The sequence below is a fragment of the Actinomyces denticolens genome, from assembly GCF_002072185.1.
GTDB classification, from domain to species: Bacteria; Actinomycetota; Actinomycetes; order Actinomycetales; family Actinomycetaceae; genus Actinomyces; species Actinomyces denticolens.
Genome location: NZ_MVIW01000012.1, coordinates 45,339 through 59,576, shown reverse-complemented (window position 1 = coordinate 59,576; position 14,238 = coordinate 45,339). Strand labels below are relative to the sequence as shown.

The window sequence follows — 14,238 nt, the reverse complement described above, 5'->3', positions numbered from 1 at the left end:
GCCGACGAGAGGGGCCCGGCTGGTGATCGTCGCCAGCCGGGCCCCTCGCGTCGGCCCGCGGGAGGAGCGGGGACTGGGGGTCCGGCCCGCGCGGCGGCTCAGGCCCCCTGCGGGACGCCGGCGCCCTCCTCCGCCTCGGAGACCTCGGCGGCGGTGACGGAGGGATCCGCGCCCGAGTAGTGCTGGGCGTCGCGGTACTTGGGGCGCAGCAGGTTCTCCGCGCTGAGGAGTTCATCGAGGACGGGCTCCTCCAGCAGACCCATCTCCAGGACGACCTCGCGCACGGAGCGCCCCGAGCGCGCGCACTCGCGGCCCACGAGATCCCCGTTGTGGTGGCCGATCACCTCATTGAGGTAGGTGACGATGCCGATCGAGTCGAGCACGTTGCGCCGGCAGACCTCCTCATTGGCCTCGATGCCCACGACGCACAGGTCCCGCAGGATGCGCATCGCCCTGCGCAGCAGATGGATCGACTCGAAGGCGGCCTGCCCGATGACGGGCTCCATGACATTGAGCTGGAGCTGGCCGGCCTCGGCGGCCATGGTGACCGTGAGGTCGTTGCCGATCACCTTGAAGCAGATCTGGTTGACCACCTCCGGGATGACGGGGTTGACCTTCGCGGGCATGATCGAGGAGCCCGCCTGGCGCTCGGGCAGGCGGATCTCCGCCAGGCCCGCGCGGGGGCCGGAGGACAGCAGCCGCAGGTCGTTGCAGATCTTGGAGAGCTTGACCGCCAGGCGCTTGATCGTGGCGTGCATGGACACGTATGCGCCGGTGTCGCTCGTGGCCTCCAGGAGGTTCTGGGCCCCGGACACCGGCAGGCCCGTCACCTCCTTGAGGTGGCGCACGGCGGTCTCGGGGTAGCCGGGGGGCGTGTTGAGGCCGGTGCCGATGGCGGTGGCGCCCAGGTTGACCTCCAGGAGCAGCGCACTGTTGTGCATGAGGCGCGTGATCTCCTCGTCGAGCAGGACGGCGAAGGCCTTGAACTCCTGCCCCAGGCTCATGGGAACCGCGTCCTGGAGCTGGGTGCGCCCCATCTTCAGGACGTCGTGGAACTCGCGGGACTTGTCGAGGAAGGCGTCGATGAGGTCGCACAGGTCCGCCTCCATCCCCGCCACGGCCTGGTAGAGGCCGAGACGGAAGCCGGTGGGGTAGGCGTCGTTGGTCGACTGGGACTTGTTGACGTGGTCATTGGGGTTGACGACGTCGTAGCGGCCCTTGGCGTAGCCCAGGTGCTCCAGGGCCAGGTTGGCGACCACCTCGTTGGTGTTCATGTTGAGGCTGGTGCCCGCACCGCCCTGGAAGACGTCCACGGGGAACTGGTCCATGCACCGGTCGCCCACGAGGATCTCGTCGCAGGCCCACAGGATGGCCTCGGCGAGCTCGGGCGGCAGGGTTCCGAGCTCGGAATTGGCCAGGGCCGAGGCCTTCTTGACCTGAACCATGCCCCGGACGAGTTCGGGGACATCGCCGATGGTGGTCCCCGAGATCTGGAAGTTCTCCATGGCGCGCAGCGTGTGGATGCCCCAGTAGGCGTCGAGGGGCACCTCCCGCGATCCCAGGAGATCCACCTCGGTACGAGTCGCTGATCGCATGTCTGTCTCCTCCATCAGGATCTCGGGGCCGACGGCGTGGGTCCCGTTCCCCGCCCCATCGCGCCTCAATCGGGTGCTCCACATTATCCCTGGCGGCCTCGCACTGGGTAGCATCTGCTCATGGACGAGTTGAGCGAGGCGTCTGTCGCGGCCCTCCGGCGGGCGCAGAACACGATCATCGAGCACTCCCTCGACCGCATCAGCGCCGTCCATCCCTGGTACCGCACCCTCCCCGAGGCCTCGCGCAAGCAGATCGAGAACGTCTCCCACCTGGGCGTGACCATGTTCGTCGATTCCGTCGAGGCACCCGAGAGCGCGGCGAAGCCCTCCCAGATCTTCTCCGTCGCCCCCGCGACCCTCACCGGCACGATCACCCTGGGCCAGACCCTCGACCTCGTGCGCACCGTGCTCGACGTCGTCGTCGAGGAGGCGCCCCAGGCGGTGCCCTCCCAGGATCACGACACCGTCCGGATCCTCGTGCTCACCTTCGGCCGCGACGTCGGCTTCGCCGCGGCCGAGGTCTACGCCCGGGCCGCCGAGGCCCGCGGCGCCTGGGACGCGCGCCTGGAGTCGGTGGCCGTGGACTCCATGCTCCACGGCACTCCTACGGAGGCGGCCACGCGCGCCGGCTCTGCCGGCTGGACCCATCGCGGCCCCGTCGTCGCCATCGCATCGAGGACGGCCCTGGATGCGATCGCCACCTCCCGCCTGCGCCATGCCTGCCGGGCTCAGGCCGAGGACTGCCTCGTCTCGGTGCGCGGCGACTCGGTCATCATCATCCTGGGCGGCGCCTCCCCGCAGGCGCCCGACGATCCGGCCGGCCCTCCCGGCCAGCACGTCCAGCCCGGCCGGGAGGGCCGCGCCGAGCGCGGCGTCGATGAGATCGCGCTGGAGATCGCCGCGCCCCTCGACGGCCCCACCGTGGTGGGCCCCGTGGTGGCCGAGGTCGATCACGCGGGGATGTCCCTGCGCTCGGCACTGGCCGGGCTGCGGGCACTGCCCGGCTGGGCCGAGGCCCCCAACCCCGTGCGCGCCGACGACCTCCTCCCCGAGCGCCTGCTGTCCGGCGATGAGCTCGCCCACGAGCGCATTCTCGCCCTCGTCCATCAGCCCCTCCACGCCATGGGCGCCCCCTTCGAGGAGACCGTCGCCACCTACCTGGCGCTCGGTGGGAGCCTGGAGGCGACGGCGAGAGCCCTGTTCGTCCACGCCAACACCGTCCGCTACCGCCTGGGCAGGGTGAGCGAGCAGGTCGGCTGGGACGCCACGAACCCCCGTGATGGGCTCATGCTCCACATGGCCGTGCTCGTCGGCCGACTCGCCGCCGCGTCGCGCCTCTAGCCCCCGCGATCAGCCCCTGCCATCCCTGCGCCCTCCCACTGCCCTACTGGACCACGATCCCACTCATCCGGCGGCCCGCGCCGCCCCGACCCATCAAGGAGACCACCATGGCCGACGACGACGAGCAGGCCACCGACGTCCTGGACGTCATCATCGAGCTCACGGCCGAGGAGGCCGACGTGGCGCCCGAGTTGATCACCAGCGACTCGCGCTTCGCCGACGACGACCTCGCCATCGACTCCCTGGGGCTGCTCACCATCGCCACGCAGGTCGAGGAGCGCCTCGGGGTCACTCTCGACGACGCGCTCATCCCCGCGCTGCCGACCGTGGGCGCCCTCGCCGAGCACGTCATGGCGCGCAGGGCCTGACCCCGTGCCCGGAACAGCTCCTCGACCGGCGGGGCCGGGGCCGGGCGGTGATCCGGCCAGGGAGGTCGTCATCACCGGGCTGGGCGCCACGACGCCGCTGGGCGGGGATGTGGCGAGCACCTGGCGCGCGCTGCGCTCGGGCGCCTGCGCCGTCCGGGCGATCGCCGACGACTGGGCCGACGATGTCGGCATGGCCCTGCCGGTGCGCATCGCCGCGCCTCTGGCCGTCGAGCCCGCCGGGGTCCTGAGCCTCCGGGAGCTGCGCCGACTCGACCGCGCCAGTCAGCTGGCACTCATCGCCTCCCGCGAGGCCTGGGCCCAGGCGGGATCCCCCGAGGTCGACCAGGAGCGGCTGGCGGTCTCCCTCGCGCCCGGAATGGGCCCGGTGCTCTCCGTCATGGAGGCCTGGGACGCACTGCGGGAGCGCGGTCCCCGCAGGGTGGCGCCCACGGCGGTGCCCGCGCTCATGCCCAATGCGCCGGCGGTCGCCGTCGGTATCGAGCTCGGGGCGAGGGCGGGCATCCACTCCCCCGTGGCCGCCTGCGCCTCCGGCGCCGAGGCGATCGCCCACGGCGCCGACCTCATCGGCCTGGGGCGCGCGGACGTGGTGCTGGCAGGGGGGACCGATGCCGCGCTGCATCCCATGACCGTGGCCGCCTTCGCCGCCATGCGGGCCCTGTCCACGCGCAACGACGATCCTCCCGGGGCCTCGCGCCCCCTGGCGGCGGATCGCGATGGATTCGTCCTGGGCGAGGGGGCGGGAGTCGTCGTCCTGGAGTCGGCCGAGCATGCGCGCGCCCGGGGAGCCCGTCCTCTCGCGCGCCTCTCGGGCAGCGCCGTCACCGCCGACGCCGTGGATGTCGCGCGCCCCGATCCCACCGGCGCGCAGCAGGAGCGCGCCCTGCGCCTGGCCCTGGCCCGTGCCGGCCTCGTCCCGGAGGAGCTGGGTCACATCAACGCCCACGCCACATCCACGCCCGCGGGCGATATCGTCGAGGCGCGGATGATCGCCCGAGTGGCCCCCGGCGCGGCGCTCAGCGCCACGAAATCAGCCACCGGGCACCTGCTCGGTGGCGCCGGTGGCCTGGAGGCGGTGCTGGCCGTCATGGCGATCGTCGACGGGTTCCTGCCGCCCACGCTGCTGCCCGGCGGGATCGATCCCGAGATCACCGGGCTGGGGCTCGCCGTCGTCGGCCCGGATGGTCGCGAGGCGCCGGGGCTGAGCAGCGCCGCGTCGACCTCCTTCGGGTTCGGCGGGCACAACGCAGCCCTCGTGCTGCGCCGGCCCTGACCGCGGGCCCTTCAGCCGACCCGGTGAAGCCAGCGCACGGGGGCGCCGGAGCCCGCGTAGCGGAAGGGCTCGAGCTCATCGTCCCAGGCCTGGCCCAGGGCGAGGTCGAGGTGCCGCCTCATGGCCTCGGGCTGCGAGGCGTACTGGAGGGCGGCGCGGATGCGGTCCTCGGGGACGACGACATTGCCGTGGACATCGGTCTGGGCGTGGAAGATCCCGAGGTCCGGGGTGTGCGACCAGCGCCCTCCGTCGGAGCCGGGACTGGCGTCCTCCGTCACCTCGTAGCGCAGGTTGGCCCACCCCCGCAGGGCGGAGGCGAGGACCGCGCCCATGCCGACCCGCCCCACCCAACTGGTCTCGGCGCGCATCATGCCGGGAGCGGCAGGCTGCTCGGTCCAGTCGAGGTGGAGCTCGGTGCCCAGGGCGTTCTGAGCCGCCCAGACGATATGCGGGCACAGCGCCCGGGGGGCGGAGTGCACGAAAAGTACACCGCGGGTGTAACCACCGTTCACGATCAACAGCCTCCTGGATTGGTCGAGGGTCGTCTTCCCCAACGATCTCGCCAAGTGATTCCAGGGCGGTCATCATGATGCACGCGGCGTGCTCTTGAATCATGCCAGGATGCGGGCCCGCGCTCAAGGCGGCTCGCCCGCGGGGTTGATCGGGCTCACAGCCCCTGCTCGCGCAGCTCCCTCATGGCGCGGGCCCGGTTCTTGCGATCCAGGCGATCCAGGTAGAGGTGGCCCTCGAGATGGTCGCACTCGTGCTGCAGGCAGCGGCCCATGAGCTCCTCGCCCTCGACGACGATCTCCTTGCCGTCGAGGTCGATGCCGGTGGCGCGCGCGTACCAGGCGCGCTTGGTGGGGTACCACAGGCCCGGCACCGACAGGCAGCCCTCGTCGCCGTCCTGGTACTCGTCCCAGACGAGCTCATCGAGGCGGGGGTTGAGGATGTAGCCGATCTCGCCGTCGATGTTCCAGGAGAAGGCTCGCAGGCCGACGCCGATCTGGTTGGCGGCCAGCCCCGCGCGGCCATCCTCATCGACCGTCTCGAGGAGGTCCTCCACGAGCGACTTCACGGAGTCGTCAATGTCGGTGATCCACGCGCACTCCGTGCGCAGGACCGGGTCGCCGATGATGCGGATCTCGCGGTATGCCATGAGCCCATCCTCTCACGGCCGCCGCGCCCCTCAGACGATGCCCAGCGGGGTCCCCGGCGTGAAGCCGGGGAAGACCTCCGCCACGGAGGCCTTGTTGCCGAGTTTGTTCGCCACGATCTCGGACAGGGCCTGCCGGTAGTCCAGGGTGATCGGGACATCCCCCAGGGAGAGGTTGGAGTCCACCAGGCTCGGGACCGAGCCCAGGACGCGGCCGCCCTTGACTCCCCCGCCCATGACGAACATCGTGTTCCCCTGGCCGTGGTCGAGCCCGCCGGATCCGTTCTCCGCGACGCGCCTGCCGAACTCGCTCATGGTCACGATCGTCGTCGTCGCCCACTTGTCCCCCAGGTCCTTTCGGAACGCGGCCAGGCCGTCGGCAAAGTCGCGGGCGCGGCGGGAGAACCACGCCTGCTCATCGGAGGCCTGGCCGAGGCCGGAGTGCATGTCCCAGTCGCCGATGTCGATGCAGGCGACCTCCATGCCCACGCCGGCCTTCGCCATGCGGGCGATCTCGGCCAGCCCCCGGCCCCAGTCCGAGTCCGGGTAGCCGGCCGACGAGTCCTTGGGGTAGGAGGCACGGACCTGCTGGAGTGTGCTGGCGGCGTCGAAGGCCGACTGCGCGCAGCGCTGAGCCTCCCCGCCGACGCCCCCGTACATCTCGTCCAGAGCGCGCCGGACACGGCTCTTCATGTCGTCGCCGCCCCAGACCTGCAGGTCGAACTCGTCGATCGAGGACACCGCCAGGGTGTCGAGATTATTGGTGGTCAGGGAGAAGACCGTGGATGTCCCGATGCTCACGCCCCTGAAGGTGCCCGTGTCCGTGGACTTGGTCTGGAGGTGGCGCCCGAGCCAGCCCGAGCGGACTGATGCCGGCGCGGCGCGCTCCACCGTGACCTGGTCGGTGAAGTGCGAGCGGGAGACGTCCGGCGAGCCCGCGCCCTGGATGATGGCCATCTCACCGGCGTCCCAGAGGGGCTTGAGGGCCTTCATGTGATTGTTGAGGCCCCAGCTGGAGTCGAGGGCCGTCGTCTGCTCGGCGCGCACGGCGATCGTGGATCGGGCCGCGTAGTAGGCGGGGTCGTTGAGGGGGACGACGGCGGACAGGCCGTCGAAGCCCCCGCGCATGAACACGCAGACGAGAAGCTCGTCCCCTCCCCCGGGCGTGGGGGCCGCGAAGGAGTAGCGGGGCATCGAGGTGGTCGTCAGCAGCGCGCCGAAGCCCGCGGCCGCGCCGGCGAGGATGTGTCGGCGCTTGACATTCCTGGGGCCGCCGTCGACGTGGTCGACCTCCGTGAGCTCGGGCAGATCGTACTTCTCGGTGACGTAGCCGTCGGCCTGGCAGCCGGTCATGTGCTCGGTCCGCCCGTCCACCTCGACCAGGAGGGCGTCCTGGGCCTCGTCGTGGTGGTGCATGGGGGTGACGATGTCCTCCCTCATGAGGGCGGCGCCCTGGGTGAAGCGGGTCTTGCGGCTCCTGGGATCTGAGCGCTCCATGGTTGTCTCGTCTCCTCTCAGCGCAGGAAGGCGTAGGGACTGCAGAAGCACAGGCGGACCGCGTGCTCGGCGAAGGCAGTCAGGTTCTTGTCGGTGACGGTCCAGGTGGCGGCCGAGCCGGAGTCGGGCAGGCCGGCGAGCACCTCGGCGACACTGGACAGCTCGGCGTCGGTCCAGGCGTAGCCCGTGAGGTGCCAACTGATGCGGCGCGCCGTCTCGAGCGCGGACTGGCCGGCGGAGATGGACAGAGCCGTGGGCCAGTCGGTCCTGCCCGATTCCCTCTTGTCGCCGTCGACGGCGTTCTGGGCGCCGTTCCACAGGGCCATGGTGGTCCCCGCGGACATCCAGTACTCGGCGGTGTCCGGGTAGCCGTCCACGCTCCCGTACATCCGGGGTTCGTGGCCCGCCTCCTTGATGAGCCAGCCGTAGGAGCCCAGGTTGAAGTAGTCGCCGGCGTTGACGTCCCCGTGGGCGACGACGACCTGGGCGCGCGCGGCTCGGGCGATCGTCATGTAGAACTCCGTGGGGCGACGCCACTTCCTGCCCACCGAGGCGGCGAAGTCGGGATGGGTCAGCGCGGCCTTGACGGCCGCCGCGATGGAGGTGTCGTTGTCCAGGTAGGCCTTGGCGATCGCCTCGACGACGGCGTCGGAGGGCTCGTCGGCGATGTAGCGGCGACCGATCCTCCTGGCGAGCCTGAGGGCGGTGGGACGGAGGTGGCACAAGTGCTCGACGTAGCGCTTGAGCATGTCCTGGCCGGCGGAGGCATCGGCGTTGGCATCGGAGAAGCCCAGCACGTCGACGCTCCCGATGGCGTGCTCCTCCGGCCGGTAGACGTAGCCCATGGTGGACCAGTCGTTGCCGTTCCCGGTGAGGATGCGGGTGGAGACCTTGACGTCGTCCTCCGAGTAGGAGTCGCGCCCCACGGTGTAGAGCTCCAGGAGCTCGCGCCCCAGGTTCTCGTTGGGGTTGTCCTTGGTGGAGGCTGTATTGTCCAGCTCGCGCAGGAGGGCGGCGTTGGTCACCGCTGCGTAGAGGAAGTCCGCGTAGCGGCCCAGGGCGTGCTTGCGCAGCAGGACGTCGAACTCGGTGATGAAGGGTTCGCCCTTGCCGTGGATCGGGACGTAGACGTGGTCGGCCATGAGCTCGACGACCGACTCGGCCAGGACCCTGTTGCCGAAGCGCATCCGGGTGAGGGCCGCGTTGATGACCGACGGCGAGGCCTTGGCGGAGTGGTCCCCGGTGATCTGCTTGATCTCGAGGGCGGAGAGCTGGGACCACCCGTAGTGGCGCGAGACCAGGCTCTCGGCGTAGGTGTCATCGATGCTCTCGGGGGCGAGCTGCTTATCGATCCAGGCGGTGGCGCCCATCGACTCGATCTCGGCGGCGATCTCGGCGGTGGCCGCGATGGAGGCCCGCCTGGCGAGGTGCCATGCCGAGGATGTGCGCAACTGGAGCCCGGGGGCCAGCTCCGAGGTGGCCTCCAGGTCCGCCGTTCCCGGGGCCTTGCGGTAGACGTCGAGGGCGTCGGTCCTCGCCCTCTCCGGGGCGCTCCCGCTGCCGGAGGAGGCCGGGGCCTCACCGCTGTTGGCGCCGCCCGCGCCGCCCTGGTCCGCGCCACCGGCACCACCCTGATCAGGCGATGCGGCCTGGGCGCCGTCGTCGGAGGACCCGGAGCCATCGGAGGTGCCGCCCGCGCCCTGCGCCCCGTCGGCGTCATTCGCCCCGCTACCCGCGGCGGAGGGGTCCGGACTGGTGTCGCCGGTGTCCCCCTCGTTGCCCCCGGCCACGGTCCGCTTGAGGGAGTCCGGCAGGGTCAGGGGCCCGCCCTCGCCCGGGGCTGGACCTCCCGTAGCAGTCGAGGAGGCGTCGCCCCCCGGGCCGCCCTCCCACAGCAGGGCGCCCAGCCCGCCGGCCGCGCCAACCGCCGCCGTGCTCAGCGCGGCGAGCGCGAGGCGCCGTGATCCGAGGAGGCCCGCGGTGTCGCCTCCCGCGTGACGGGGGCCGGCTGGAGCGGGGCCATCGCCCATGGGGTTCTCGCCCGGGATTTCGGCTCGTGGCACGAGTTCCCTCCTGTGTCGTGATGATGCCGGCGCGCGGCGGAGAGCCTCTTCCCTCCCCGCCGTCCAGCACCACTGGGTCGTGCTCCCCATGCTAGACCACCCTCACTAGGGCTTTGATCAGGGATTTTTCAGGTTCTATCGACTAAACCACCAGATAGGGAGTGGTCTTGCGCACGCGCTGACGCTCTCACCTGCGCTCCCGTGCTCCGGCGGCGGGGCGAGTCGATCGCGTGAGCGGGGGATGACTCACAGCAGTGTGAAGCGCGTCCTTCACTCCCCCGCAGTTCGGCCGGCGGTGGCCGCCCCACCGCGCGTCGAGGGCAGTGCCGGGCCGTCCAGGGCCGCGCTCCCCATCATGCGGACTCCGGCGCCATCGCGACGAGAGCAACCCTTCACACCGACACAGGGCGTCCAACAGGCCGGTGACTCGACTCACCGGTGAGAGGACGAGAAGAGCCCCGACCCTTGGGGCCGGGGCTCTGTCCGCTCCCGCGAGTGGACTCGAACCACTAACCGTCCGATTAACAGTCGGATGCTCTGCCATTGAGCTACGCGGGAAAGGCGCTGAGCGCGGATAGAACTCTAGCAACACCGGGCCGGGGCGTCGAATCGCGCCACGCCCGAGAATGCGCGCCAGACCACGGCAAAGTCAGCGTGTGTCCAGACCCACACCGTCCCCGGCCTCCCGCAGGAGGGCCTCGAGCTCGGCTCGGTCGTCCCACGTGGCGGCGCTGTCCGGCTCCGGGGAGGCGACGGCGTAGAGCGCCCCGTCAGCGTCTCGCCGGATGGCGATCCGCGCCTGGGCTCCGCTGGGCAGCACCCTGGTGATGAGGTGGACGAGGGAGGCCTCCACGCGCTGGCGCAGCGCCCGGGCGAAGCGGTCGACGGCGACGGGGCGGGCCGCGCCCTCCTGCACGATCCGATCGGGGACCGTGAGGGAGAGGCACCGTTCAGGGCCGCCGGAGAGCGTGAGGGTGAAGGTACGGGCCTCGGCGTCCCAGGCCGCCTTGTCGACGCGGTCCCAGGGGTGGTCTGCCGTCGGCGCGTCGGTCGAGACGATGACCAGCCCGCCCGCCATGGCGACGGCCCAGGACCGTGCCTCCTCGTCGATCGGCACGGCGGCCAGGACCGCTCCCGCGGGCAGGCGGGCCCGGCAGGGAGCGGGCAGGTCGGCGGGCGCGGGGCCCTCGCGCCGCCGGCGCCGCTCCTCCTCATCGCGCCCGCGGGATCGGCGCCAGCGCGCCGGCCTCATGCGCGCTGCCCGATCCGCAGGCGGCGGCGCTCCAGGCCGGTGATCTCCTCGAAGAGGTCCCGGTAGCCCTCGTCCTCGGGGCTCATGCGCCGGTGGCGGGCCCTCAGCTCCGCCAGGCGGCGGTTGATGTCGAGCCGCACCTGCCCGGCGAGGACGCCCTCGGCGTAGCGGCGCACCGCCTCGGCGTCCAGCTCGAGGGACTTGCCGCGCGGCGCGGGCAGGGGCAGCGGGGCGACGACGAGCTCGGTGATGGCGGAGTCGACGGAGGCGATGGCCCCGCCGCGCACGAGATCGATCCAATGGCGGATGGCGCGGGACTGGGCCTCGCGCGCCTCCATGCCCGCAGCGCCGGCGCGCTCGACGAGGCCCGGGACCGCGCTGGTCCCGCCGGCGGCCTGCACGGCCTCGAAGACGGCCCGGTGGATGGGGAGGGTGAAGGAGGCGGGGGCGATATCGTCGGCGCCCGCCTGCTCGGCGATGAGCGGCATCTGCAGGATGATCTCGAGGGCCTGGCGCTCCAGGGCGACCACGGGGTCGTCCGCCGGGGGCAGGCCGGGACGCGCTGGGGCCGACCGCCCATCGTCCAGGGGCGGCTCCTCGATGCGCCGGGCGCGGCCCTCGTAGGCGCGCACGGCGGCGCGGGCCTCGTCGTTGGGCATGCCGACCCAGCCGGCCAGGCGCCGCGTGTACTCGCGGCGCAGGGCACGATCGCGGATCCCGGCGATGACGGGCGCGGCGGCCCGCAGCCCGGCCACGCGCCCCTCGGCGGTGTCCAGGTTGACGCTGCCCAGGGAGGTGCGGATGACGAACTCGAACAGGGGGATGCGCCGGGACAGCAGGCGCGGGATGGCGTCGTCTCCCTCCGCCATGCGCAGGTCGCAGGGATCGTAGCCGTGGGGGTCGACGGCCACGAAGGTCTGAGCGGCGAAGTGCTGGTCCTCCGCGTAGGCGCGCATGGCCGCCTTCTGGCCGGCCGCGTCGCCGTCGAAGGTGAAGACGACCTCCCCCCCGCGCGCCCGATTGCCGGAGATGACGCCCGCGGAGGGATCGGCGATGTCCCCCAGCAGGCGGCGCACGATCCGCACGTGCTCGCTCCCGAAGGCGGTGCCGCAGGTGGCCACGGCGGTGGGCACGCCGGACAGATGGGCGGCCATGACGTCCGTGTAACCCTCGACGACGACGATCGAGTGCTCACGGGCGATGTCGCGCTTGGCGAGGTCGAGGCCGTAGAGGACCTGGGCCTTGTGGTAGATGGCCGTCTCCGGGGTATTGAGGTACTTGGGACCGGAGTCCTCATCGGAGAGCCTTCGAGCCCCGAAGCCGAGCGTCGCGCCGGTGACATCGCGGATGGGCCAGATGAGGCGGTCGCGGAAGCGGTCGTAGACGCGGCGGCCATCCTGGCCCCCTTGGGAGCACAGGCCGGTTTCCACGAGCTCGGCCTCGGTGTACCCGGCGTCGCGCAGGCGGCGGGCGAGGTTGTCCCATCCGGCCGGGGCGTAGCCGACGCCGAAGCGCTCGGCGGCGAGGCGGTCGAAGCCCCGCGAGGTGAGGAAGTCCCGCCCGTGCTGGGCGGCGGGGGTCGCGAGCTGCTCGATGAACCAGGCCTCGGCGAGGCGATTGGCGTCCAGGAGCCGCTGTCGGGTGCCGGGCTCGACGCCTCGGCGCACCTGACCGCCGCCCTCCTCGTAGCGCAGCTGCACTCCGACCCTTCCCGCGAGGTACTCGACGGCCTCCGCGAAGGGCAGGTGGTTGATCTTCTGGACGAAGGAGATGACGTCCCCGCCCTCACCGCAGCCGAAGCAGTGGTACATGCCCACCTGGGGCCGGACGTGGAAGGAGGGGGTGCGCTCATCGTGGAAGGGGCACAGGCCCTTGAGCGAGCCGACGCCGGCGGGCTTGAGGGTGACGTGCTCGGCGACGACCTCGTCGATCCGGGCGCGCTCGCGCACCGCGTCGATGTCCTCGCGCTTGATCAGTCCCGCCATGGCGCCATCCTACGGCCGGGCTGCGACAGGAATGGACAGCGCTTGACCAGGCCGCTGGGAGGGCGGGAGGAGGGGCGCGCGACCGGCCGCCGCTCCCGTGCCGCCCGCGCGCTCACAGCCCCTGGCGCTCACAGTCCGTCGGGGATCTCGGAGAGCATCCCGCAGATGCGGGCGTGCCAGGCGCGGGCGGAGGTGTCGGTCAGGGAGGCGATCTGGTCGATGACCGCCCGGGTGCGCCCGGCGTCGTCCTCCGCGTCCCGCCAGAGCTCGGCGAAGATCGGGTCGAGGTGCTTGTCCCCCGACTCCAGGAGGGCGTCGGCCAGGTCGAAGATCTCGGTGCGCTGGATGAGGTAGACGCGCTCGTGCTCCCGGGGGGCCATGACGTAGCGGACGGCGGCGCCCTTGAGCACGAGGATCTCGGCGGCCGTGGAGGCGGGGATGACGAGGTCGGCGGCGTAGCGGGTCAGCGCGCCGTCGCCGGCCACCGCCCTGGTGGCCGCGGCCACGGCGCCGACGAAGCGCCCGATGAGCTGGCTGGTGAGGTTCTTCAGGGCCGCGGCGTCGGCGATGCCGTGATCGTAGGACTCGATCCAATAGGGGGTGCTGGCCAGGCGCTCCCATGCGGCGCCGAGCTCGTCGGCGCTGAAGACGGGGCCGTACCAGGCCCGCGTGGCGCCGATGATGCCATCGATCTCGCCGGGACGGTCCAGGGCGCCCGGGTCCATGCGCCCCAGTGCCACGGCGTCCTCGACGTCGTGGACGGAGTAGCCGATGTCGTCCGAGAGGTCCATGATCTGGGCCTCGATGCAGCGCCGCCCGGCGGGCGCCCCGGTGCGCATCCACTCGAAGACCTCCCGGTCGGGGGCGTAGACCGAGTACTTCCGGGAGCTCTTCCCCTCCGGCCCCCCGGGCCCCTCCCCCTTGGCCCAGGGGTACTTGGCGACGGCGTCGAGACTGGCGCGGGTGAGGTTGACCCCCAGGCTGCGCCCGGAGGCATCGATGGTCTTGGGCTCCAGGCGGGTCAGGATGCGGAAGGTCTGGGCGTTGCCCTCGAACCCTCCGATGGAGCGGGCGATCTCGTCGAGGGCCTTCTCCCCGTTGTGGCCGTACGGGGGGTGGCCCAGATCGTGCGAGAGGCAGGCGGCGTCGACGACGTCGGGATCGCAGCCGAGCTCCTTGCCGAGCGCCCGGCCCACCTGCGCGACCTCGAGGGAGTGGGTGAGACGGGTGCGCACGAAGTCATCGGAGGCGGGGCCGAGCACCTGCGTCTTGGCCCCCAGGCGGCGCAGGGCGGAGGAGTGCAGTACGCGGGCGCGGTCCCTCTCGAAGGGTGTGCGCTGGGGGTTCTTGGCCCGCTCGGGCGAGAAGCGCTCGGCGTCGGCCTGGCTGTATCCCTCCGGGCCCACGGGCTCGATGGCGCCTGTGTCACTGGCATCGCTGTGGTGTGGCGGGGTCACGCGCCCAAGGTAGCGCACCCTAGGCGCCGGGGGCGCGGGGCGCGGCGGGAAGGGCAGGATGACGACGGAGCTCTGGAGTGGCGGAGGCCCTGCTCCCGGCAGGTGAGGGATCAGGAAGGAATGCGCTCCTGAGACGGCCTGCGCGGAGCGCGTGGCATTGGTATGGTCAGGGGCACCCGAGCCGCCCCCGATCCCCGACGGGTCCTCTTTATCCTTGGCGCGCTGCCGGGTCG

11 protein-coding genes and 1 tRNA gene are annotated in these 14,238 nt (G+C 72.0%); 3 read left to right on the top strand and 9 right to left on the bottom strand.

Going from position 1 to position 14,238, the window contains the following annotated elements:
• Positions 1-98 precede the first annotated feature (98 nt).
• Positions 99-1,595: an aspartate ammonia-lyase gene (gene aspA / locus B1H55_RS05005; protein ID WP_073453502.1), complete on the bottom strand. Its 1,497-nt coding sequence runs from the start codon at positions 1,593-1,595 to the stop codon at positions 99-101.
• Between the two features lie 120 nt (positions 1,596-1,715).
• On the opposite strand from aspA, the gene B1H55_RS05000 reads away from it, so the two are divergent.
• The 3 genes from B1H55_RS05000 (at position 1,716) to B1H55_RS04990 (ending at position 4,595) form a co-directional block, all read left to right on the top strand.
• Positions 1,716-2,936, top strand: coding sequence for a PucR family transcriptional regulator (locus B1H55_RS05000; protein ID WP_073453400.1), 1,221 nt, complete (start codon positions 1,716-1,718; stop codon positions 2,934-2,936).
• Positions 2,937-3,043: 107 nt separating this feature from the next.
• Positions 3,044-3,304, top strand: coding sequence for an acyl carrier protein (locus B1H55_RS04995; protein WP_077241025.1), 261 nt, complete (start codon positions 3,044-3,046; stop codon positions 3,302-3,304).
• Positions 3,305-3,308: 4 nt separating this feature from the next.
• On the top strand, positions 3,309-4,595 hold the full coding sequence (locus tag B1H55_RS04990) for a beta-ketoacyl-[acyl-carrier-protein] synthase family protein (RefSeq protein WP_077241024.1): 1,287 nt from the start codon (positions 3,309-3,311) through the stop codon (positions 4,593-4,595).
• An 11-nt stretch (positions 4,596-4,606) separates the two neighbouring features.
• On the opposite strand, the gene B1H55_RS04985 is transcribed toward B1H55_RS04990, so the two are convergent.
• The 8 genes from B1H55_RS04985 to B1H55_RS04950 all read right to left on the bottom strand — a co-directional run bounded on the left by B1H55_RS04985 (position 4,607) and on the right by B1H55_RS04950 (position 13,954).
• Complete coding sequence (locus B1H55_RS04985; RefSeq protein WP_073453406.1) at positions 4,607-5,107, bottom strand: DUF3145 domain-containing protein; 501 nt, start codon at positions 5,105-5,107, stop codon at positions 4,607-4,609.
• A gap of 155 nt (positions 5,108-5,262) precedes the next feature.
• Positions 5,263-5,754 carry a peptide deformylase gene (locus B1H55_RS04980; RefSeq protein WP_073453408.1) on the bottom strand — a complete coding sequence of 164 codons (492 nt, stop codon included), beginning with the start codon at positions 5,752-5,754 and terminating at the stop codon, positions 5,263-5,265.
• Positions 5,755-5,784: 30 nt separating this feature from the next.
• Positions 5,785-7,248, bottom strand: a complete 1,464-nt coding sequence (locus B1H55_RS04975) for a DUF1501 domain-containing protein (protein ID WP_073453411.1) — start codon at positions 7,246-7,248, stop codon at positions 5,785-5,787.
• A 17-nt stretch (positions 7,249-7,265) separates the two neighbouring features.
• On the bottom strand, positions 7,266-9,311 hold the full coding sequence (locus B1H55_RS04970; protein WP_231952540.1) for a DUF1800 family protein: 2,046 nt from the start codon (positions 9,309-9,311) through the stop codon (positions 7,266-7,268).
• A gap of 486 nt (positions 9,312-9,797) precedes the next feature.
• Positions 9,798-9,869: transfer RNA gene (locus B1H55_RS04965), tRNA-Asn, on the bottom strand.
• A gap of 91 nt (positions 9,870-9,960) precedes the next feature.
• Positions 9,961-10,563: a hypothetical protein gene (locus B1H55_RS04960; RefSeq protein WP_077241022.1), complete on the bottom strand. Its 603-nt coding sequence runs from the start codon at positions 10,561-10,563 to the stop codon at positions 9,961-9,963.
• Entirely contained in the window at positions 10,560-12,548 is a 1,989-nt protein-coding gene (dnaG, locus tag B1H55_RS04955; RefSeq protein ID WP_077241021.1) for a DNA primase, read from the bottom strand. The genes B1H55_RS04960 and dnaG overlap by 4 nt, the downstream gene beginning before the upstream one ends.
• A 128-nt stretch (positions 12,549-12,676) precedes the next feature.
• Entirely contained in the window at positions 12,677-13,954 is a 1,278-nt protein-coding gene (locus B1H55_RS04950; RefSeq protein ID WP_077241020.1) for a deoxyguanosinetriphosphate triphosphohydrolase, read from the bottom strand.
• Positions 13,955-14,238: the final 284 nt, after the last annotated feature.